Annotated in this window: 21 protein-coding genes and 3 tRNA genes; 16 read left to right on the forward strand and 8 right to left on the reverse strand. The window is 60.3% G+C overall.

The features are described from left to right. Window positions 1-46: 46 nt before the first annotated feature. Together AACZ26_RS08685 and AACZ26_RS08690 are read left to right on the forward strand one after the other, a co-directional pair. Complete coding sequence (locus AACZ26_RS08685; protein ID WP_339620774.1) at window positions 47-871, forward strand: polyphosphate kinase 2 family protein; 825 nt, start codon at window positions 47-49, stop codon at window positions 869-871. Window positions 872-975: 104 nt separating this feature from the next. After that, the gene (locus AACZ26_RS08690) at window positions 976-1,620 is read left to right on the forward strand and encodes an arsenate reductase ArsC (RefSeq protein WP_339620776.1); all 645 of its coding nucleotides are present in this window, start codon (window positions 976-978) and stop codon (window positions 1,618-1,620) included. Window positions 1,621-1,644: 24 nt separating this feature from the next. Here the strand turns inward: AACZ26_RS08690 and AACZ26_RS08695 are convergent, their stop codons facing one another. After that, window positions 1,645-2,898: an isochorismate synthase gene (locus tag AACZ26_RS08695; protein ID WP_339620777.1), complete on the reverse strand. Its 1,254-nt coding sequence runs from the start codon at window positions 2,896-2,898 to the stop codon at window positions 1,645-1,647. A gap of 143 nt (window positions 2,899-3,041) precedes the next feature. On the opposite strand from AACZ26_RS08695, the gene ubiE reads away from it, so the two are divergent. Genes ubiE through AACZ26_RS08710 form a run of 3 tightly spaced genes read left to right on the forward strand, consistent with a single transcriptional unit; the run spans window position 3,042 to window position 6,344 of the window. Further along, on the forward strand, window positions 3,042-3,827 hold the full coding sequence (gene ubiE, locus AACZ26_RS08700) for a bifunctional demethylmenaquinone methyltransferase/2-methoxy-6-polyprenyl-1,4-benzoquinol methylase UbiE (protein WP_339620779.1): 786 nt from the start codon (window positions 3,042-3,044) through the stop codon (window positions 3,825-3,827). A gap of 27 nt (window positions 3,828-3,854) precedes the next feature. Continuing rightward, window positions 3,855-4,931 (forward strand): polyprenyl synthetase family protein, encoded by a 1,077-nt coding sequence (locus tag AACZ26_RS08705; protein WP_339620780.1) that lies wholly within the window; start codon window positions 3,855-3,857, stop codon window positions 4,929-4,931. A 54-nt stretch (window positions 4,932-4,985) separates the two neighbouring features. Then, complete coding sequence (locus tag AACZ26_RS08710) at window positions 4,986-6,344, forward strand: FAD-dependent oxidoreductase (RefSeq protein ID WP_339620782.1); 1,359 nt, start codon at window positions 4,986-4,988, stop codon at window positions 6,342-6,344. Window positions 6,345-6,413: 69 nt separating this feature from the next. Here the strand turns inward: AACZ26_RS08710 and cls are convergent, their stop codons facing one another. From cls to AACZ26_RS08725, 3 genes are read right to left on the reverse strand one after another with little or no spacing between them, the layout of a single operon-like run. Then, entirely contained in the window at window positions 6,414-7,886 is a 1,473-nt protein-coding gene (gene cls / locus AACZ26_RS08715; RefSeq protein ID WP_339620784.1) for a cardiolipin synthase, read from the reverse strand. Between the two features lie 59 nt (window positions 7,887-7,945). After that, the gene (locus AACZ26_RS08720) at window positions 7,946-9,145 is read right to left on the reverse strand and encodes a cation:proton antiporter (RefSeq protein ID WP_339620787.1); all 1,200 of its coding nucleotides are present in this window, start codon (window positions 9,143-9,145) and stop codon (window positions 7,946-7,948) included. Window positions 9,146-9,158: 13 nt separating this feature from the next. Then, window positions 9,159-9,647, reverse strand: a complete 489-nt coding sequence (locus AACZ26_RS08725; protein WP_339620789.1) for a YajQ family cyclic di-GMP-binding protein — start codon at window positions 9,645-9,647, stop codon at window positions 9,159-9,161. Between the two features lie 134 nt (window positions 9,648-9,781). On the opposite strand from AACZ26_RS08725, the gene AACZ26_RS08730 reads away from it, so the two are divergent. Next, window positions 9,782-9,866: transfer RNA gene (locus AACZ26_RS08730), tRNA-Tyr, on the forward strand. A gap of 110 nt (window positions 9,867-9,976) precedes the next feature. Here AACZ26_RS08730 and AACZ26_RS08735 read toward each other — a convergent pair. Both AACZ26_RS08735 and AACZ26_RS08740 read right to left on the reverse strand, forming a co-directional pair. After that, window positions 9,977-10,780 (reverse strand): SDR family NAD(P)-dependent oxidoreductase, encoded by an 804-nt coding sequence (locus AACZ26_RS08735; RefSeq protein ID WP_339620791.1) that lies wholly within the window; start codon window positions 10,778-10,780, stop codon window positions 9,977-9,979. A gap of 35 nt (window positions 10,781-10,815) precedes the next feature. Beyond that, on the reverse strand, window positions 10,816-11,259 hold the full coding sequence (locus tag AACZ26_RS08740; protein WP_339620793.1) for a MarR family transcriptional regulator: 444 nt from the start codon (window positions 11,257-11,259) through the stop codon (window positions 10,816-10,818). 106 nt (window positions 11,260-11,365) lie between these two features. Here AACZ26_RS08740 and AACZ26_RS08745 point away from each other — a divergent pair, with 106 nt between their 5' ends. The 5 genes from AACZ26_RS08745 (at window position 11,366) to AACZ26_RS08765 (ending at window position 15,071) form a co-directional block, all read left to right on the forward strand. Then, window positions 11,366-12,487 carry an ion transporter gene (locus tag AACZ26_RS08745; RefSeq protein WP_339620794.1) on the forward strand — a complete coding sequence of 374 codons (1,122 nt, stop codon included), beginning with the start codon at window positions 11,366-11,368 and terminating at the stop codon, window positions 12,485-12,487. A gap of 72 nt (window positions 12,488-12,559) precedes the next feature. Then, entirely contained in the window at window positions 12,560-13,360 is an 801-nt protein-coding gene (locus tag AACZ26_RS08750) for an inositol monophosphatase family protein (protein ID WP_339620796.1), read from the forward strand. 208 nt (window positions 13,361-13,568) lie between these two features. Then, the gene (locus AACZ26_RS08755) at window positions 13,569-14,801 is read left to right on the forward strand and encodes a peptidoglycan DD-metalloendopeptidase family protein (protein WP_339620798.1); all 1,233 of its coding nucleotides are present in this window, start codon (window positions 13,569-13,571) and stop codon (window positions 14,799-14,801) included. A 99-nt stretch (window positions 14,802-14,900) separates the two neighbouring features. Further along, window positions 14,901-14,972, forward strand: a tRNA-Thr gene (locus AACZ26_RS08760). 25 nt (window positions 14,973-14,997) lie between these two features. Next, window positions 14,998-15,071, forward strand: a tRNA-Met gene (locus AACZ26_RS08765). 206 nt (window positions 15,072-15,277) lie between these two features. Here the strand turns inward: AACZ26_RS08765 and AACZ26_RS08770 are convergent. After that, entirely contained in the window at window positions 15,278-16,156 is an 879-nt protein-coding gene (locus tag AACZ26_RS08770; protein WP_339620799.1) for a hypothetical protein, read from the reverse strand. Between the two features lie 583 nt (window positions 16,157-16,739). Further along, window positions 16,740-16,970 (reverse strand): hypothetical protein, encoded by a 231-nt coding sequence (locus AACZ26_RS08775; RefSeq protein WP_339620800.1) that lies wholly within the window; start codon window positions 16,968-16,970, stop codon window positions 16,740-16,742. A gap of 655 nt (window positions 16,971-17,625) precedes the next feature. Between AACZ26_RS08775 and AACZ26_RS08780 the strand changes: the two genes are divergently transcribed. The 5 genes from AACZ26_RS08780 to AACZ26_RS08800 all read left to right on the forward strand — a co-directional run bounded on the left by AACZ26_RS08780 (window position 17,626) and on the right by AACZ26_RS08800 (window position 20,847). Continuing rightward, a complete protein-coding gene (locus AACZ26_RS08780; RefSeq protein WP_339620801.1) occupies window positions 17,626-17,958 on the forward strand; it encodes a hypothetical protein in 333 nt (110 codons plus the stop codon). Next, window positions 17,922-18,437, forward strand: a complete 516-nt coding sequence (locus tag AACZ26_RS08785) for a hypothetical protein (protein ID WP_339620803.1) — start codon at window positions 17,922-17,924, stop codon at window positions 18,435-18,437. Before AACZ26_RS08780 ends, AACZ26_RS08785 begins: the two co-directional genes overlap by 37 nt. 42 nt (window positions 18,438-18,479) lie before the next feature. Then, window positions 18,480-18,836, forward strand: coding sequence for a hypothetical protein (locus AACZ26_RS08790; protein ID WP_339620804.1), 357 nt, complete (start codon window positions 18,480-18,482; stop codon window positions 18,834-18,836). Between the two features lie 13 nt (window positions 18,837-18,849). After that, window positions 18,850-19,401 carry a hypothetical protein gene (locus AACZ26_RS08795; protein WP_339620805.1) on the forward strand — a complete coding sequence of 184 codons (552 nt, stop codon included), beginning with the start codon at window positions 18,850-18,852 and terminating at the stop codon, window positions 19,399-19,401. A gap of 192 nt (window positions 19,402-19,593) precedes the next feature. Then, window positions 19,594-20,847, forward strand: a complete 1,254-nt coding sequence (locus tag AACZ26_RS08800; protein ID WP_339620807.1) for an ATP-binding protein — start codon at window positions 19,594-19,596, stop codon at window positions 20,845-20,847. The last annotated feature ends 337 nt before the right edge of the window (window positions 20,848-21,184 follow it).

Below are 21,184 nucleotides of genomic sequence, written 5' to 3' on the forward strand. Positions count from 1 at the left end.
CCATAGACGACGGCTGTCGCAGAGGGCCTGAGAGTAGCCTTGGGTTATGAGCACTCTCACGCCTGTCACCGCTGACTTCGAGCTTGCGAGCATTGACCCGTCATCGACTCCTGGGTTCGATGGCGACAAGAAGGATGCCGAGAAGGCGTTAGAGAAAAACGGCGAGAAACTCGCTGACCTGCAAGAGCGACTTTTTGCCGAGAGCAAGTTCGGTGGCGAACGCCGCGTTCTGCTCGTGCTGCAGGCCATGGATACTGCGGGCAAGGGCGGCATCCTGCGTCACGTCATTGGTGGAGTCGACCCGCAGGGCGTGCAGATTCACGCGTTCAAGGCACCCACGGATGAAGAGAAGTCGCACGACTTTCTGTGGCGCATTCGCAAGGAGCTGCCGGAGGCGGGGTTCATCGGTGTCTTCGATCGCTCGCACTACGAGGATGTTTTGATTCACCGAGTGCGCGGATTCTCTACTCCGGAGACTGTTGAAGAGCGCTACGGCATCATCCGGGAGTTTGAAGAGGAGTTGGTGGCGCAGGGAACAACCCTCATCAAGGTGATGCTGCACATCAGCGCCGACGAGCAAAAAGAGCGGCTACAAGAGCGACTCGATCGCCCCGAGAAGCACTGGAAGTACAACCCGGGTGACGTGGATGAGCGCCTGCTCTGGGAGGAGTACCAAGAGGCGTACGAGATCGCTCTGCGCCGCACGACAACCGAAAGTGCGCCCTGGTATGTGATCCCGGCCAACCACAAGTGGTACGCCCGTTGGGCTGTTCAGCAGCTGCTTCTCGACGCTCTGCAGGGCATGGATCCGCAGTGGCCGAGTGCTGATTATGACGTTGAAGCGGAAAAGAAACGCTTGGCGGCTAGCTGAGGTTTTGCGTTGCGTGGTGAACGGTAGGTGAACCTCGTTCGTTGAACAGTGCAAAAGCATAGACAACCATCTATGCTTTTGATGTTCGAGCGAAACGAGGAATTGTGCGATCAGCAGCAGCGGGCCAATTGCCCCTTAACGATCCTGACAACGTGCTTCGCCGAAGCGCTGAGCGCTTGGCGGCGCAGTACGCGGGGTTGGTGAACGAAGAGACAATCGAACGAACTCTCTTTGAGTCGTACGCGGCCCTTGCGCGTTCGGCGAAAGTTTCTACTCATCTCCCGAGCCTCGCCTACCGCTTTGCTCATGACCGGTTGGCAGCTCTTGCGCAGGCTAAAGGTGTCATTCCTAAGCCGGTTCCCGAAGTGCTCTTCGTGTGCGTGCAGAACTCTGGTCGCTCGCAGATGGCTGCGGCCTGGTTGCGTGAACTCGGCAAGGACCGTGTGCATGTGCGCTCCGCGGGCTCTGAGCCCGGAGTGACGATTCTCGCGAGCGTCGTTGAGGCGATGGCTGAGGTCGGGATCGATGTGGGTCAGGACTTTCCGAAGCCCCTCACCGATGACGTCGTGCGCGCCGCCGACGTAGTGATCACGATGGGGTGTGGTGACGCGTGCCCGATCTATCCTGGCAAGCGCTACCTTGATTGGCGGCTCGTCGACCCCGCTGAGCTCGATGCCGCTGGAGTGCGCCGCGTGCGCGATGAGATCCGCTCTCACGTCGAGGCGCTGCTGCAGGAGATCACGCCTTAACCTCACACGCTGGTCACTGCTGTGCTAGCTGAAGGCCTCCACGATGGGGCGGAACTTGAGTTCTGTTTCCGCGAGCTCTTTCTTGGCATCCGAGCCCGCGACTATTCCAGCGCCGGCATACGCGGTGATGCGCGCGCCAGCGACTTGGGCACAGCGCAACGCAACGGCCCATTCACCATTGCCATTGGCATCCACCCAGCCGACCGGGCCAGCGTAGCGGCCACGGTCGAAGCCTTCGAGCTCGTCGATGAGTCGGATGGCGTCGGGCGTGGGTGTGCCGGCTACGGCAGCGGTGGGGTGCAAGATTCCAATGAGGTCGAGTCCGCTGGAGCGCTGGCTGAGTTGGCCTTCGATGTCGGTGGCGAGGTGCCACAGGTTCGGCAATTGCAGGGCGAACGGTTCGGATGCCGCGTGCAGTTCGCTGCTGAGCGGTGCGAGAGCATCCATGACGCTGGCAAGCGCGAGCGCATGTTCTTTCTGATCTTTGGGCGATTTCATGAGGGTGTTTGCGGCTCGCCCGTCGGAGATGCGGTCGTTGCCGCGCGCGGCACTTCCCGCGAGCACGCGGGCGCTGACGGCACCGTTCTGCACACGAACTAGGGTTTCGGGGCTTGAGCCGATGAGGCCATCGACGGCGAATGTGAAGGTGTCGGGGTAGCGGCTGGCGAGCGCGGTGATGGGCAGTCGAAGGTCGGCCTCGGCGGGCAGCTCGGCCGTTTGGTCGCGGGCGATGACGATTTTGGCTGCCGCTCCTGAGGCGATCTTGCGCAGTGCTGCCGTGACGGTTGCGGTGAAGTTTTTCGCGCTCATCTGGCCGGGGGCGAAGTTGATATGAACGGGGTCGCCTGCGGGCTCATGTGCGCCTTCGGGCAAGCCGCCTGTGGCGCCGGGTTGCCCGCTTGTCTCGGCGGTGGTGATGGTGGTGACCCACTGAATTCCGTCGCGGCTGCCCACAACGATGCGCGGCACGATGAGCACGCTTACGGAGTCGGAGGAGTCGGCGAAGGCGAAACTGCCGAGGGCGACGAGGCCGGTGCCTGGGCGCTTGACGCTGTCGTGAACGACGGCTGCGCGCGCAAGTTCGCTCCACGCGGTTGCTGCGGCGGTAAAGCGGTCAGCGCCGCGAAACTCGAGGCGCAGCAGTTCGCCGATGCCGACGAGACCGTCTCCATCTCGAACGAAGGCGATGGGATGCTGCGGAGTGATCCAGTCGAGCAGTCGGTCGACGGCGGCTGTCGGGCGAGTGACAACGGTGAGAATCTCGGGGGTGCTAACCATCGCAGTGTCTCCGATTCCGCCCGTGAACGGACCGCTCTATAGCCCCTTTTTGTCCCACAAGTATCAGAGTACCTGTCAGTTGGGGCCTAGAAAGTGAGCATCGGCTCTGAGCGCCCTAGACTAAAGGGGTGGGTAAGGCTGACATGAACAAGCGACCGGAAGACGTAGCCGGAATGTTCGACGGTGTCGCAAAACATTATGACCGCACGAACAACGTACTCTCGGCCGGAAATGCAGTGTTGTGGCGGGCCGCTACCGTCCGTGCGGTTGCTCCGGCGGCAGGCGAGCGCATCCTCGATATCGCGGCGGGCACGGGCACAAGCTCGGCAGCGCTTCATCGCAATGGCGCTCGAGTTGTCGGCCTCGATTTCTCTACGGGGATGGTCGAGCAGGCCCGCAAGCGCCACAAGAAGATCGAGTTCATTCAGGGCGATGCGCAGCAGTTGCCGTTTGGCGACAACGAGTTCGACGCCGTGACGATTAGCTTCGGCCTGCGCAACATCAACGATCCGCGCGCGGCGCTCTCGGAGATGTACCGCGTGCTCAAGCCGGGCGGCCGTCTCGTGATCACCGAATTCTCGAAGCCGCCGGTCGCGATCGTGCGCGCCGGTTACTTCACGTACCTCAACCGAGTGATGCCGATCATCGCTGATCGCTCAAGCTCTAATCCTGAGGCGTACACCTATCTCGCAGAGTCGATTCGTGAGTGGCCCGATCAGGGCGAACTCAGCCAGTGGATCCGGGCAGCCGGGTTCACCCGTGTCGCGTACCGCAATCTCACCGCAGGCATTGTGGCCATGCACCGTGGGCACAAGCCCGCTGATGCCACCGTTCTGGCATCGGTTGCCAAGCGCAAGGGCAACGCCACTCGTCCGATCAAGACGATCAAGACGACAAAGACCAACTCCGACAGCACACCGAAGCCGTAGCGCTTCGCAAAAGAAACCGGTTGATTAGTGAACCCGAGCGTTCCTCCTGCTCGTCGCAGTAACACTCTGAGCTCCTCTCTGGGGCTGGGAGAGAAACTGTTCGCTTCGAGCGATGAGCGTCGTTTCGCGACGGCGATTGAAAAGGGCCTCGACGAGGTCGAGGCTGGCCTGCTTTCTCACATGGCTTTTGCCGACGAGATTGCGGATGCCACGAGCCGCTACCTGCTCGAAGCTGGCGGCAAGCGCGTGCGCCCCGTGCTGGCGCTGCTCACCGCTCAGCTTGGTGACGGCAATAACGCAGATGTGGTGACGGCGGCTCAGGCTGTAGAGATCACTCACCTTGCTTCGCTCTACCACGATGACGTTATGGATGAGGCGCAATTGCGCCGCGGTGTTCCGAGCGCCCAGAACGTGTGGGGCAATTCGGTCGCGATCCTCACCGGGGATCTGCTGTTCGCGCGGGCGAGCAAGCTCATTGCAGGGTTGGGCTCCGAGGCGCTCATCTTGCAGTCGAACACTTTTGAGCGACTGTGCTTGGGCCAGTTGCATGAGACGTTGGGGCCGAAGCCCGACGAGAACCCCGTTGAGCATTACCTTCAGGTGCTCGCCGATAAGACGGGTTCGTTGATTGCTACAGCGGCTGAGGTCGGTGTGATGTTCTCTAACGCGCCCAGGGAGTACACGGTTCCCGTGCGCGACTTCGGCGAAAAGATCGGTGTCGCTTTCCAGCTCATTGACGACGTTATTGATTTGTCGGCGGAGACCGGCAAGACCGGCAAGAAGCCCGGAACTGACCTGCGCAGTGGCGTTGCGACTCTGCCTCTCTTGTATCTGCGTGAGCTTGCGCTTACCGACAGTGACGCTGCTGAATTGCTCACCCGCATCGAGCGCGATGTGAACGCCAACTTCTATGGCGAGGGTGATGAGGCGGCAATTGATGCTGCCGTGACCGATCTGCGCGAGCATCCGGTTACGAAGAAGACTTTGGATGAAGCCCGTCGTTGGGGTCGCGAAGCTGTAGAAGCTCTTGCCCCGCTGCCCGATGGCTCCGTCAAGAAAGCCCTGACGCGTTTTGCCGAGAGCATCGTCGAACGCTCCAACTAGTACGCCCACTCGCCCGCGCCCCGGGCGCACCGAGATGAACGGAAATCGCAACAGATGAGCAAGCTACGACTGGCCATTGTTGGCGCAGGCCCTGCCGGAATCTACGCCGCTGACATCCTCCTGAAGGCAGAACGCCAGTTCGAGGTGTCGATCGACCTGTTCGAGCAGCTTCCGGCGCCGTATGGTCTGGTGCGCTACGGTGTGGCTCCCGATCATCCGCGTATCAAGGGCATCGTCAATGCGCTTCGTGACGTGCTCGACACGGGCAACATCCGCCTCTTCGGCAACGTGACGTATGGGCGCGACATCACGCTCGACGACCTCAAGAAGCACTACAACGCCGTCATTTTCTCGACCGGTTCGGTTCGGGATGCTCCGCTGCCGATTCCCGGAATCGACCTGCCAGGCAGCCACGGTGCTGCCGACTTCGTCAGCTGGTACGACGGCCACCCCGACTACCCGCGCGAGTGGACGTTGGATGCGAAAGAGACCGCGGTTATCGGCAACGGAAACGTTGCACTCGACGTCGCCAGAATGCTGGCTAAGCACGCGGATGACCTGCTGCCGACCGAGATTCCGGCCAACGTCTACGAGGGCCTCAAAGCGAGCCCTGTGACCGATGTGCACGTCTTTGGCCGCCGTGGACCCATGCAGGTGAAGTTCACTCCCCTTGAGTTGCGTGAGCTTGGTGAACTCAACGATGTCGACATGGTCGTCTATGAAGAAGACTTCGACTACGACGACGCCTCGAGGGCTGCGATCGAGTCGAACAAGCAGATCATGGTGCTCGACCGCATCTTCACGAAATGGCGTGGAGAAGAGAAGGGTAACGCGTCGCGTCGTCTGCACTTGCACTTCTACGCCGGCCCCGTTGAGGTTCTCGGCACTGACCGCGTTGAGGGCTTCCGGTATGAACGCACTAAGCCAGATGGCCAGGGCGGGGTCGTCGGCACCGGCGAGTTCCGCGAGGTTGCGGTGCAAAGCCTGTATCGCGCTGTTGGCTACTTCGGATCGCCTCTCGACGGCATCCCGTTCGATGAGAACCGCGGAGTCATCCCGAACCGTGAAGGTCAAGTCATCGACGACAACGATGAGCAAGTGCACGGCGTCTATGCGACCGGCTGGATCAAGCGCGGACCTGTAGGCCTCATCGGTCACACCAAGTCAGACGCGATGGAAACCATCAAGCACGTCATGAACGACCAGGCCAACTGGTGGAGCCCCGAGAACGCCGACGAGCAAGCCATCGTCGACCTTCTGAAGAGCCGTGACGTTGAGTACACAAACTTGCAGGGCTGGCAGTCGCTGGATGCCCACGAAATCGCTCTCGGAGAGCCGGAAGGCCGCGCGCGCATCAAGCTTGTCGATCGCGACGAAATGCTCGCGGCTTCCCAGGGTTCCGACGCCAAATAGCGTCCGCAGCGTCGCGCGTTCCTGAGCCAGCAGGGCGAGGGAACGGCGGCGACCGCCGAGCATCCGCGGCTACTGAACGGCTGCGGTGAGTCTCGCGATGTTGTCGAGGACCTTGGATCGCCGTGGCCGCGTCATCCACTCCTCAAGAGTGAGTTCACGGCTGACGCTGCGGTACTGAGCTTCGAGTTCGCGCATGTCGGCGATGAACTCGGCACCACGCACCATCACCGAGATCTCGAGGTTGAGGCTGAACGAGCGCATGTCCATGTTGCTTGAGCCGATCACGGCGACCTGATCGTCGATCGTGAAGTGCTTGGCGTGCAGCACAGTCGGCGACGGGAACAGCCAGATCTTTACGCCCGCCCGCAGCAGCGTCTCGTAGTAGCTGCGCTGCGCGTGATACACGAGCGCCTGGTCCCCGACCTCGGAGACAAACAATTGCACGTCGAGCCCGCTCTGTGCCGCCGTCGTAATGGCATAAAGCATCGAGTCGTCTGGCACAAAGTAGGGGCTCGTGATGATGACGCGGTGTTGGGCGCCATAGAGCAGCGAGTTAAAGAGTCTGAGGTTGTTCTCGCCCTCAAAGCCCGGGCCGCTCGGCACAACTTGAGCATCAAGCGATGCGCTCGTGCGAGCGAGCTTTTGTACGCTCTCGCGAACGAGTAATTCGTCAGTCTCGCTGTACCAGTCAGTAATGAAGAGCGAGTTGATTCCGGCAACGATGGGGCCCTCAAAGCGCACCATGAGGTCTTTCCACTTGAGACCGCGCTTCTTATTGACGCGCTTGTTGTAGGTGGAATCGACCATGTTCTGCGAGCCCGTAAACCCGACTTGCCCATCAATGATGAGGAGCTTGCGGTGGTTGCGCAGATCGGGGCGCTGGAACTTCCACTTGAAGGGCTGAACCGGCAACATCAACTGCCAATCGACACCGATGCGCTTCAAGTGGCGGATGGTGGTGAGATAGCCCGGCGAACGCAGCGAGGCGATGTGGTCGAGAAGCACTCGCACCCGCACTCCACGTTTCACTGCAGCCTCGAGGGCATCGAAGAACTTCTTGGTCGTGGGGTCGAGGCTGAGAATGTAGAACTCGACGTGCACGTAGCTTGTTGCCTCACCGACCGCTTCGGTCATGGCATCCAAGGATTCTTGATACTCAGAATAGAGTTTCGCTGAGTTGCCACCCACGAGCGGCATCGCGCCGAGCGTGCGGTTGAGTTCCACCACGGGTTGCAACCAGGGAGGCCAAGGCTGGTCGCGGCTCACGAGATCCATACCCTCGGTGGTGTCGAGAATGAACTTGTTGATCTCAAGTTGCTTATCGCGGCGGCCTTTGGGCAGTTTGCGGCTTCCCAACAGTAAGAACAGCAAGACGCCAACGTAGGGGATAAAAAAGATCGCTAGCAGCCACGCCATGGCGGTCTGGGGGCGCCGATTGCGCGGAACGTAGATGATCGAGAGCACTCGAATCGTGAAGTCGACAGCCACGAGAATGAAGGCGAGAATCGCGGTGTAATTGAGGGTGATATTGACCGCGTCCATGGGCGAAGTCTAACGAATCCCGCTGACCAACTTGGTGATGTTCGCGGTCCGACGCGCGGCTACCAGCGCGGAGGCGGGCCTTGCCACGCTGGTGTCTCCTCGGGTTCCGTGAAGGACCGGGCGACGATGACATCCGTCGATGAATGGGCGATGATCGACAGCGCAATCGTGAGAGCCACAATGTGGAAGATCAGGTCTCCCGAGGGGATGCCGGCGGAGACGACCACGAGCACGTATACGACCGAGGCGAAACCCTTCGGGCCAAACCACATGGCGGCAAGCTGCTCTCGCATCGACAGCCCCGAGCCCACGAACGAGACAGCGAGTGCGATGGGGCGTGCGGCGATGAGCGCGAGAATGGCGAAGACCCAGCCGGTCCACGCGATCTCGCCCAAGAACTTGAACGACAAAAGCGCACCGAAGATCATGAGGGCCAAGAGCTTGAGAAGCTCCGAGATGATCTCACCGAACTCCTCGAAGGCCTCACGTTCTTTGTGGCCAACGGTGGCGACGGTCACACCCGCTGCAAAGGCGGCCAAGAAAAGGTTGGCGTGGGTGTAGCTCGACAGAGCAAACACGAGAAGCCCAATAGCGATAGGCACGATGGGCTCGAACACGCCTGCCGCCGCGAAGATGCGGGTGTGGAGAGCCTTGATGACGATCCACGGAACGGCGATACCGATAGCGGTTCCGGCTAGAAGCTCAAGGCCAAGTTCTCCCAGATGCAATTCGTCTGATCCGGAGCTGACCGCTAAGAACACCACGACGAAGGGCAGCGCCAAGCCGTCGTTGACGCCAGACTCCACATTGAGAAGCTCGCGTAAACGCTGCGGCACCCGCATATTGCCCACGAGCGCCGCAGCAAATACCGGGTCAGTGGGGGCCAATATGGCGCCGATCAGCAGCGACTCCGCCCAGCCGAGCCCCAGAAGGAAGTGCGCGAGCACCGCCGTGATGGCGAGCGTTAACGGTAAACCCCAGCCGAGAGCGCGACCGGGAAGTCGCCAAGCCCGGCGCAGGTCAGGCCAACCCATCTTCATGCCATCCGTGAATAGCACTACAAAGAGGGCGATCTCAGCGATCGCCGATACCTCAGGCGATGATGAATCAAACTGCAGGATGCCTGTGGTTTCGGAACCGATCACGAAGCCGACCACCAAAAACAGCACGGCAGCCGACAGCACAGTGCGTCCCGCGAGAGCGGAGAACAGCACAGCAACCAGCAGGGTTGCCGCGAAGATCAGCAGGAAGACATCCATGCTGGGGGAGGTGTTAGCGGAAGTTCACAAACTGGAGCGCGACTTCGAGATCTTTGCCCTTCAGCAGCGCCATCGTGGACTGAAGGTCATCGCGGCTCTTGGACTGCACACGCAGTTCGTCGCCCTGAATTTGTGACTTCACGCTCTTGGGAGCTTCGTCGCGGATGATCTTCGAAATCTTCTTCGCGTCTTCTGACGAGATACCGTTCTTCAGGCTGATCTCGATGCGGTACTCCTTGCCGCTCGGGAAAGGCTCACCTGCGTCGAGGCTGCGCAGCGAAATTCCGCGCTTGATGAACTTGGCCTCAAGCACCTCAAGAACGGCCTTCACGCGCTCTTCGGCGCTTGCCTTCAGGAGCAGGTTTTCGCCCGTCCACTCGACGGAGGCACCAACACCCTTGAAGTCGTAGCGCTGAGCGAGTTCCTTTTGCGCCTGGTTGACGGCGTTTTCCGCCTCCATTTGGTCAACTTTGCTCACAATGTCAAACGAAGAATCAGCCATATCCCCATGCTACCCGGGCTGCGGCAAGAACTCTCGCAGGCCAGTTTTGCCGAAGTGGTCACGCGGCGCTCAGATTCCTTGTATCCTTGTCCAGCGCGTTCGGTCAGATGAATACATGTGGCCGGAGGCGTCTTGGCGAGTTACCCAAGTGGCCAAAGGGATCTGACTGTAAATCAGACTGCTTCGCATTCGGGGGTTCGAATCCCTCACTCGCCACCACAAAAGGGCTGGTCAGCGACATTATTTTTCGCTGACCAGCCCTTTTTCATGCCTACTTATTGCGGGTTCACCGAGGTTGGGGCGTGCGGCCTCGGACGAATCGCGCCCGGCTAGCTCTGGGCGCTGTCATTCCAAGACCAGATGTCGTCGCCGCGCAGCACGGCATCGGCGCCGCCATCGCAGTAGATAGTTTGGCCGGCCATGTGGGTATTGCTGGGGCTCGTCAGCCAGACAAGCAGCTCCGCGATAGAGGATGCTGGCTGGTGGTAGTTCAGCGGCATAGGAACAGCCCCATCCACCATCTCCGTACCCTCCGGCGTCGCAAGAAGTTCTGCTGTCATGGCGGTGGTCACTGTTCCGGGCCCTACCGCGTTGAGGGGAATCCCTGCACCCGCCCAGTCTTCGCTCACAGATTCGCGGCGCACCCAGCGCGAAAGGGCTCTCTTGCTTGAGGGGTAGTTGAGGTAGCCGGCCTGGGGATCTTCGGCGAGAGTGTCGCCAATGCTGAGTGCTGCGGCTTCGTCTCCGCGAAGTGCTGCGTCAACGAGTTCCGCGGATACTGGCTGCAGTGACGCCATCGATGACACTACTGCGGCGCGGGGCGCAGATGACGACGCGAGTGTTGGACGAAGGGCGGTCAGGAATTCGGTGACCCCAAAGAAGTTGATCGCCACTGTCTTGGAGATCGGTGCTGCAATTCCGGCGCACGCGATTACGGCATCGATGGAGCCATTGGCCTTGCTGATGGCCTGTTCTGCCGCTGTTGATCGGCCGAGTGGGGTGGAGAGGTCTGCTTCGACATCCGCGTTCTTGAGGTCGACACCAATGACGGTGTGGCCGAGCTTCGTTAGTAGCTCTGCGGTGGCGGCTCCGATTCCGGATGCTGATCCGGTGACGATATACGTGCGTGACATGGTGTCTCCTTTTTTCAGGTGCCGTGGTGTTTCGGCTATGGGGTGGCGGTTATGGCGTCGACAAATCGCGTCAGGTGTGAGCGGAACTGCTCAAGCTCGTCGGTGCCCCATCCGGCTGTCGAGTCTGCAATTACGCGCTTGCCGGCGTCCACGAGGCGGGTGTAGACCAGCCGCCCGGATTCCGTCAATCGCACGTCGACCGTGCGCCCGGTGCGATCTCGATCGACGAGACCATCGCTGGCGAGTCGCGAAACGAGCTTCGAGGTGGTCGGGCGTGAAGTGTGGCACAGCTCTGCTAGCTGCCCAGCGCTCATGGTGCCGCCGTGGAGGCCCAGAAGGTAGAGAGCGCGAATGGCGGTCGCATCCAGTTCAACACCGACGCTTCCGGCGAGGTCGCGTTGCACGTCGCTGGCTGTCCACGCGGCAATGAGCTGAATGAGTGAAGAGTAGATGTCCTCATGCTCGGCGACGTTGACCATACTCCGATGCTACTCGCTTAGTTGCCTGGGGCAACAGTCTGTCGTTCAGCCACTGTGCTCACGGCCTCGTGCCCCTGGAATCGGGCCTTTCCGGAATAATGGTCGCGTGACTCAGACTCCTCTTCCCGAGAGCGCGACCTTTCGTCGTCAATTAGCTCGATTCGTTGACTCCTCCGCCGTTCAGAACGTCGTTCTTGCGGTGATCATTGTGAACGCGGTCGTCATTGCGCTCGCCACCGCGGCAGTGGAGGGCACTACCACTTACGCCGTTCTGCATGCACTCGACTCGATCGCACTGGTCGTCTTCGTAATTGAGCTCGTGCTCAAACTGGTCGCCTATGGCCCGAAGCGTTTCTTTACTGACGGATGGTCGGTGTTCGACTTCATCGTTGTCGCCATCGCTCTCGTGCCCAGCTCGGGGCCGCTCTCGGTGCTGCGTGCGCTGCGGGTGCTAAGGGTGTTGCGGGTCATCAAGTTTCTCCCGCAAGTGCGGATGGTTGTGGATGCGCTGCTTCGCTCGTTCCCGGGGATCGGTGCCATCGCGTTGCTGATGTCTCTCGTCTTCTTCGTGGCATCCGTCATGTCGACCGAACTGTTCGGGGCCGCCTTCCCGGAATGGTTTGGCGACATCGGCAAGTCGACCTACTCGCTCTTTCAGATCATGACTCTCGAGAGCTGGTCGATGGGCATTGTGCGACCGATTATGGAAGTCATGCCGATGGCTTGGCTCTTCTTTGTCCCGTTCATCTTGATCGCGGCCTTCATCACGCTCAACCTCTTCATCGCCGTCATCGTCGACACCATGCAGTCGTTGCGCGTGGAACGCCAAGAGGCAGCGGATGCTCAAGCCGAGAAGGAGAGCCCGCCGGTGGTGCTCGATTTGAGCGACGATGAACTTGCGATGCTCTCGCGCGGATTGGATCGGCTGTCAGCATCCGATTCGGCACGGCCAGAAGTGCTGCAGATGTGGGGCGTGGATACTCCGGCGGCTCTGCACGAAGAGTTGCAGCGACTGCAGCGGGCGCTAGTGGGGAGTCACGCGATGTCACACGCGGACTGGGCTCGCACGCTGTTCGCCTCCGACCTGGCTCTGATCAGAGGGCTGTCGGGCGGCATGACGGATGACGGTGGTGCCGCTGACGATCAAGCCGCCTTGGCGCTCTCGCGGTCGATTCGCGCGCGGTTTGACGCGCACGGCCCGGCGATCCCGCTGGCGAGCGGGCGATAGAGAGTTCTCCTGCTTGTTGCTGCTGGGTCGCTGTTGAGCGAGTTGTCATCCGTTGCGCTCTAGGCTTGAGCAATGCCTCACGATGAACTTTTGGATCTCGCCCGCACCGTTGCAACACAGGCTGCCGAGCTTGCTGCCCGTCGCCGTATTGAGGGCGTTGCTGTCGCTGACCTCAAGTCGTCATCCGTGGATGTTGTCACGCACGCTGACCGTGAAAGCGAACAGCTCATTCGAAGCCTGCTCGCCGATGCCCGACCCGATGATGGCTTTCTCGGTGAAGAGAGTGGGGCAGAACGCGGGTCCAGTGGCTTGACCTGGGTTGTCGACCCCATCGATGGCACCGTCAACTATCTGTACGGCATCCCGCACTACGCCATCAGCATCGCTGTTGTGGAGGGCGAACCAGACCCCTCGACGTGGCGTTCATTGGCTGGGGCTGTCGTGAACCTCGGTGCGGGGGAGACCTACACCGGAACGGCCGGTGGGGGATCGTACGTGAACGGGCAGCCATTGCGGGTCGCTGAAGAAGTAGACCTCTCTGAAGCCCTCGTCGCGACGGGATTCTCGTACCTCCAAGAATTGCGCGTCGAACAGGGCCGCGTGATTGCCAGTCTGCTGCCGCAGGTGCGGGACATTAGGCGGATGGGAACGGCTTCTCTTGACCTCTGCATGGTGGCATCCGGTCGAGTCAATGCGTACTTCGAACGAAGCCTTAATCCATGGGATCACGCGGCTGCCGCTCTGATTGCCCGTGAAGCTGGAGCGACGGTAAAAGGTCGCGGCGCGGAAGCCGAAGGCAAGGACTTTATCCTCGCTGCGCAACCAGCGGTTGCCCAGAAACTTGAGGCAGCATTGAGCCAATTGAAGGTGTGAGTAGACCACTTGAAAAAGGTCGGGCCACTAGACCACTTGGGCGCTAGCCTTTATGAATCTGTTACCCGCGTACACCCCGTACGTGCGCGGCAAGTCACCCGAATTATGCATTCACACCTAGCAGGTGAATCGCGTGGAGGAGAAGAATGTCACTGACGAGCGCTTACGCCGCAGTGACATTCTCCTCCCGCCACCACGGGTGTGATCTGTGAGCAACGACGCTGTGCCACCGCTGAACTCCGCATCCGGGCAGACTCCTCCGCTCACGCGTAGAGAGATGCGCGAACGCGAACGTCTCGCTCAGCAGGGCGCAAATAACCAGCCGCCAGCTGTGATGCCCTCCGCGGAGGATTCGCACACTCCTGTTCTCGCTGATTTGTTTACGCCCTCTTCCTCAGCGACACAACAGCCCGAACCGCGGCCCGCAACCGTCGAAATCGCGGTCGCGCTGCCCAGCCGTCGCTCGTTGCGCGCTCAAGTAGCAGCGGATGCCGTCGCTAGTGTGCCGGCGATTCCCGCAGCGCCTCGAGAGCTCGAGGTCGTGACTGTACCCGTTTCGACGAGTGCGAAGTCGAACAAGGCACCCCGGCGTGCTCGCGCGCTCAAGCGTGCGAAGGTCTCGACTGCTCCGCGTTCTCGCAAGGGGCGTGGCGCCGAAGAAGTTAAGTCGAAGCGCGTGCGGGTTTCACACCGGGCACTCGCGACTAGCGGAGCATCCCAGCCTCGTGGCCGGCGCAAGCGGCTCGGGTCTCAGGTTCTCTCCCTTGTCGCCATGCTGTTTGCGTTTCCGATCTTCGTCGGTGTTTCGGTTCCTTCGAACGTCTTCTTGAATGCCGACTCGGCAACTATTGCCGCCGGGGAGAACGAGGCTGATGTTGCTGCGCTCAGCGCAAATGTCCGAAGCAACCAATCGTTAGCTGTCTCGGATGATGTGAAGAGCGAGGTCGCTGCGCACGACAACATTAAGGTCATTTCGTATGCCGAAGTTCTCGCGCTCAAGTACGCGGGTATCAGCTACGAATACAACGCCACTACTGGCGCGGTTCGTTGGCCGTTCCCCTACTCGGTGCCGATCACTGATGGCTATGGTGACCGCATTGGTGGTTTCCATAAGGGAACCGACTTTGCGGCTCCCTCAGGCACCCCTATCTATGCCATCGCCGATGGAACTGTCGAACTGATCCAGTCGGACTGGTCAGGGTACGGCTACCACGCCATCATCAGTCACACCATCAACGGTCAGCAGGTCAAGAGTCTTTCGGCACACATGGTGACCGATTCAAGCCCGATCGTGGTGGGCCAGGAGATAAAGGCGGGCGACTTCATCGGCCTAGTGGGTGAGACTGGCATCGCTTATGGCGCTCATTTGCACTTCGAAATCCACCTCGATGATGTTCCGGTTGACCCGTTCGCTTGGCTCACAGCCAATGCGGTCAACTAATCGCACTTCGGGGCCATTTTTAGGCCGAAAGCGTACTTAGCAGGCCAAAACGGATGCTAGTCTCTTACGGTGCCAATCGCGCGTTCTGCGCTTTTGTGTGCCCCCTTAGCTCATTGGTAGAGCACTTCCTTGGTAAGGAAGAGGTAATGGGTCCGATTCCCATAGGGGGCTCGCTCGTCCAGTAATTGGATGATGCGGCTGAGTAGCTCAGTTGGTGAGAGCGCACGACTCATAATCGTGAGGTCGCGGGTTCGAATCCCGCCTCAGCTACAGTCGGTTTCTTCTTCGTAAGAGGCTCCTGGATGAGCCTGCGCCCGACGCGTGCCCTTCCGGTCGAATCGTGTGCGGACTGGCCCGAAGTGCCTTACACCGATCAAGCGGCAGCGCAGGCCAGACAGCTCACCCTGAATCGCTGATTGGAAACAGGGAGGCTCGGTTCCCGGTGGAAACTTCTTCAACGATGTGGACTCAGGCACCTAACCTGTGATTTTTGCCAGACGTTGGCCGAGCCGGGTCTGGTCCCTGTCTTTTGGAGGGACGAAGGATAGCCAACGCTTCAGGACGGCAATCTCCTGATCCTTTTGGCCGAGCTTGCGATGAATTATCGCGGACTGTTCGGTGTACCAGGGTGCGGGCGCCCTGCCGTCGCGGCTGTTTTCAGCGCCCTTAATGGCGGCTTCACACAGCGTTAGGGCCTCGAGGATTCTGCCCTCCCGTTTCAGCTCCTTGATGGGTTCAACCAGTTCAAGATAATGGACTCCCTTGACCATCCCAGACTTGAACTGCTCAGCACGCGTGCCGCCACCAGCGATGGCATCCTGGACCATCGCGGAACTGGATTCGTGCGCAGCCATCCGCTTTTGCGCTGGGGTCATGGCGGGCGGATTTTCCGTGCTGTATTGCCACTGCGGGTCGTCGTTCCCCAACCAAGCAAATGCCTCAACTCGCACTCCCTTGCCTAAATCCGCGCGGAACAATTGGACCGGCACGGTTACGCTGGCGCCCACTCTCAATGACAGTTCTTTGGCGACGTAGCCGGGAACATATCCAATACGGTCACCTTCAACCAGCAGAGCGATTGCTTGGGGATCGAAGGTGTTTTCGGGCTCCCGTTGCAGTGTGCCCGGGATGTACAAGGCGACTCGCTCGCCGAGTTCATGACGTCGCACAAGCGCGACTGCTGCTTCCTTCGAATTGGTCGTCGTACCCGCGACCTGAACGAGTTGGCTCGTACCGAAGTGCAGTGTGAGTTTTGATGCCGCTACTGGCCCATCGCTCTGCTTTGAATATGCGTTTTGAGAGTGTATGAGCTCAACTGACTTTGACCGTTTGAAAACATCAAAGAATCCCATCATTTACCTCCGCTTGAATCTTGTCACGCGGCTGAGGGTGAAGTGAATACCCAGAACGGGAGCCGCACTACGTGTCCGCTCGACGGTCCTAGTTTCCGTGCATAATCGGTGGGCGGCGTATTGCCAACATGGCCGATTTGTGAAAATTCACCTCGCATTCTTGCGGTCGATTACCATCGGTCTATGGAAATGGCAACGACACCGAAGGGCCTCGCGCAGGAGCTCGGCTATGACGACGATGGACGGGCGGTGCGCACTGTGCTTCGAAGGGGATTCCCAGACCACCCACAGTATTCGAGGTGGGAACCATTATCACCGCAACAAATTGACTATGTGGTGAACCATCTGATCTCCCGGCGATAGCGGGAATGCGGATCGACCATCTCGGACATTGGCGCAATACATCGCCGGGCCGATGGTCAGCGCAGTTACCAGTGAAGACCGTTATCCGTTTTCACACTACAGTCGGCTCAGCGACTCAGCCGCTGTGCGGAACGTCGGCACACGTTTGGGGAGCCATGGCCTAAAACCTAGGGGTGTGAGCTTTGCTGCCGAAGGCAACGGCGTTGTCCAGGAAGCCGTCTAATCAGCCCATACCCGGTCCGAGCTGAGCTACCAACTCCGCGGGGCTATCCGACTTTTCGAGCTTTGCGGATAGCCTGCGGTTCGGCATGTCACGGAGAGAAAGCACATTCTCGGGTGCGATCAATTCAGGGAGAGCGCGAGCATTCACACTCTCCTTGACGCTCTTCAAGAAGGCGTGGAGCGCGGGATTCGTTGTTAGGAGCTTCTCTAATTGAGCAACAACGTCGTCCATCACCGCATCAGTCAGCGACTCACCACGCTTGGTCGAATCAACGAGTCGGCTGATCTCTTCGATCTGATCCTGCTGTGCCTCGGTGATTTCCGTGCTGCAAGCCTCTCGGGTGGTTTGCGTTGTGGAGCCGACTCAAGGATGCGAACGGAAGATATCCGAAATCTACCGACCGGGCGGACTTCTGCCATCGGAGGGGCAGCGCCCACGAGAGTTGGAGAACGGCGCAGTTTGCGGGCAGGCTAGCCGACTGCCCGCAATCAGTTAGTTGGTGCGCTTGCTGACCCAGCTGCGAAAGTCGCTTTGCGAAGAGAAGGAAACCCCCTCGTTTCATGCTCTGTTCCATTGTTGTCGATCACCGTGGCGTTGCTCATGCTCTCGCTCTGCACGTCCCCGGTGGCTTTCCAATGACTCTTCGGATCTATCCAACTTTCAATCTTTCTCCGCATCTATGAGAAAGATGAAAACTCATTTTCCTCTAGCGTAGCGACACCGAACCGTATTGAATAGTCCTCGACACCGTTGCGTCGAATGCACCTTCCGCAATCTCAAATTCGGAGCCATCACGAGGCGGCGAAGGTGTTCCCTTTTCATGGCGTAGCCAGCACCTAGGGTCGTCTAGATGGATGACAAGGCCAAATTTTCCGGAGGGTGTTCGATGAGTGCTGAATCGGCTAACGGCACTGACGCCCTCGCTGCGACCTCGAGGCTCTGGTTGGGGGCAGGCAAGCGGCTTCGCGAGCACGACTCGGACCCCACCGCCGACAGCACCGCGAAGAGCGACCACCTGGCACGCATCATGCCTGAGTCGCCACCGTGGGTCGCTTCGGGCAAGCTTATGGCCGCATACGACGCTGCCCGCGCGGCAGGCGTGCTGTGGCGTGCCGGCGAGGTTCACCTCGTCGCTGACTACGCGCTACTTCGGGTGATCATCGAAGCCGCGGCACTGAGCTGGTGGATCACCCGGGCCCCACCGCCGCTGACCGGGTGACCCGCGCGTACCGCGTCACCGTCGACGACCTCACTAGCGCGGTTGCACGCGAGGCAGCGGCCGTGAAACACGCGCGGACTCCGCTCGCGCGAGAGAAACGGGCCAAGGCCGGCGCACATGCCGCTGTCGAGCGCGATCGCGTCATTGGTGCCATGCGGGACTCCGCGATCCAGCTCCCGGTCAGATTTCTCGAACGGGAGACGTCCCTGCGGATGATGCCACTGCTCGTTCATGCAGAACAGCACATTTCCGATGCCGGGGACCTGGGCTACTCGCTCCTGTGGTCGATCACGAGCAACAGTGCCCATGGCTCGCTGAGCGCTGTGAGCCAATTGGGCGCGCCTGCCGGCCACGCGGGGGACCCGATGGTGTACTCCAACCCCGAGTCCGTGGCGACATTCGCGCTCCAGACAGCTCACCTGCTAAACGCCGCCCACGAGAGCTGGAACCGCTACGCGGGCCACACCACTGCCAAATAGATCACGTGCGTCCAATTTCAGAGAGAGGGTTATGATTCGTGCATGACCTTCACTAACGACCGCGCGGGCATGCTCATCTACACCCTTAATGCCCTTGCGTCGAGGGAACCGGACTATACCGTCCACGATGCGGCACGTGACGCCGAGGCCGGGTTCGTTGACTCATTCCTTGCCAAGCTGCGGCAGCACGACCTCGACACGTCGATGTTCGAGTTGTACTTCGCGGACGGAACGGCGGGTGACGAGCTTGACGACATGTTCGTCCGATGGACCAACGCCGCTGACAGCCACAAGTTCCTCTTGTCCTACGAGTCCAACGGGTGGCTCTGGCTCTCATCGATCGCCGTAAACGTATTCCTCGTCAGCCCCTACGGTGATCAAACCGCCATCCTGAACTGAATCGCGCCAAGGGATGGGAAGCGCAGGCCAGCCGGTGTTCCTCGTGGATCTTCCGACCGCGGACTCAGACCGCGACATGGTCGACCGTGGCGGCAGTCTCGCCGAGTTCATCGCCCTCCCCTCTATCGCTCGCCTTGGGTGGCCGAACGCCGTGGTCGAAGACTGGCTGTTTGACCACGGCGCCCACGAAGCGTTCCGGAACGACTACCGCGACCTGGATCTCAGCGCGATCGCCTGGGCGCTCGAAGATGTGCCGTCAGCGTCCCTGCAGGGCATCCGCACCGGCCCGTCCGAGCAGGAGTTCCTCGAGAGCGTCGCCAAGCACCACTCTCATTTTCTCGGCCTGAGGCGAGAGCCAATCCGAGACGGGTGGGAACGTAAGGGGACATGGCTGGACGCACCGCTACTGCTGGATCTGAAGCTGATGAACCGTGACGAAGTGAGCCTCCAACTCGTGGAGGGACGGATGCGCGTCGGCATTCTTCAGGGCAGACTGCGCGGCGGGTTCCGCGTTGCGTCGACCCACAAGGCCTGGGTCGGTAGAAAGCGACCGGGTGGGAGCTAAGAACGGGCGGGTGCCAATCGAGGGGAGAGCCGCAGCGGCCTTTCCCACCACCTCCGGAGAGACACACTTCCCAGAACATGGGGGAGACACCAGCGTCAGGCTACTAGAGGCGATAGACGTCTGTCTTCCGCGCCACCTGTCGTTAGATCCAACCAGAAGCAGGTACCGCGCAATTCTCTGCGATCATTGCTCATGCTCTACACCGCGCTGCATCGCCTTCTCGGCTTGCCCCCTGGCCCCATCACAGATGAGATGATCGACGCCGCCGTGGCGGGTCAGCTCGCGGAGACGGACGACTTGGATTGGAAGAGCAAGCTGATCCCGGTCAAGGAGCTGCCTACCAGCGAGTTTCCGAAGGATGTAGCCGCGATGGCCAACAGGGGAGGGGGCGTGCTCGTCTATGGAGTGAAGGAGGCTACTAAGCGCGCTATCAGCAGGGTCGATGTTGGCGAGTTCGATGAGCGCTACGAAGCCGCACTAATCAGTGCAGCCGTGTCTGCGATCTCTCCGCCGGTATTCGGCGTTCATGCTTATTGGGTGGGTGACCCCGGCAATAAGGTGGCCGCAGTCGTAATCCCTGCCACCTCCGACGTGCCGCACCTGATCTACAAGAACGATTATTTTGGCGCACCTGTTCGAAACGATGCCATGACGGTGTGGATGAAGGAACGCCAGGTGGAGGCGATGTACCGAGCGCGTTTCGATGGGCGCCGCCACTTGACCGAGGCTCTGGACAACCTCTACGCCGAGGTCGCCGCCAACTGGGCCGCACCCCAACGGGCATGGCTAATCGCGGTGGGCCATCCGCAGTTGCCCTCGACCGCCGCTGTGCGACCGTCACGAGACCGAGCGCGCCAGGTGTTCGAGGAGGCTAGAACGAACACCTTGATCTATTCGGGCAGCGGTGGAATCCACCCGCTGGAATCGGTCGAGTATCTGAATCCTCGTCCAGGCCTACGACGCTGGGTCGCCGCGAACAACGCTCTGACGGACTCGCGAAAGTGGCGCGAGTCCTGGGCGGCCCTGCACCACGACGGCTCGGTGACGCTGGGCACGGGCGTCGGTGGTCAGCGCACGAGCACTGGCCATCTGGAGGAGTATCAGATTGACTCGGCAGCTATCGAGGTCGCCGTGTCTGACTTCATGGGGCTGGTGAGAGCTTCGAGCAAGAGTCTGGGCCTCGCGGAGTACGACGTGCGGGTGGGCATTCGCTGGGGCGGCTCTACGCCGCTCAGCGTGCAGAACGTGAACAGCCGAGGGTACGCGTTCGACAGCATCACTCCACTCGCCCAGTACACACCGGTGGAGCGCACCGTGGTGGCCGATGCCGACCCGGTCGACTTCTACTGGCAAGTTCATGACTTTGCGGAAGACTGTATTAACCAAGGAGGCATTGCCGAGGTTCAGATGATTCGCCCGCCAGCACGCCCCGAATCCGAGGTGTAAGCCATCGAGCAGGCGCATCATCCGCAGCGTCCCGCCACCATGAAGTTGCGTTTTTTCGGCGTGGGGGGAGTGAAAGTCCTTGCCAGTGGGCGAGCCGGAGTGTAGCTCGGGTGCTACTTATCTCTGCTCTTTTTGAGAAAGCGCAATTGGAGCAACTTCCAAGCGACATATCGGGTCTGCTGAAAAACCCGCTAACGGGTCAATTCGTCACCCATTCAAATAGCGGACCCGATACTCGAATATTTGCCTTGCGCGCAGACGTTAGGTCATCGCCACTCACGCGTCTCCTCGGACTAAGTCGGCGAGCAGAGATGGATAAAGCTTCTCAAGCGCCTTG

The sequence above is a fragment of the uncultured Salinibacterium sp. genome, from assembly GCF_963974405.1.
In the GTDB taxonomy this organism is placed as follows: domain Bacteria; phylum Actinomycetota; class Actinomycetes; order Actinomycetales; family Microbacteriaceae; genus Rhodoglobus.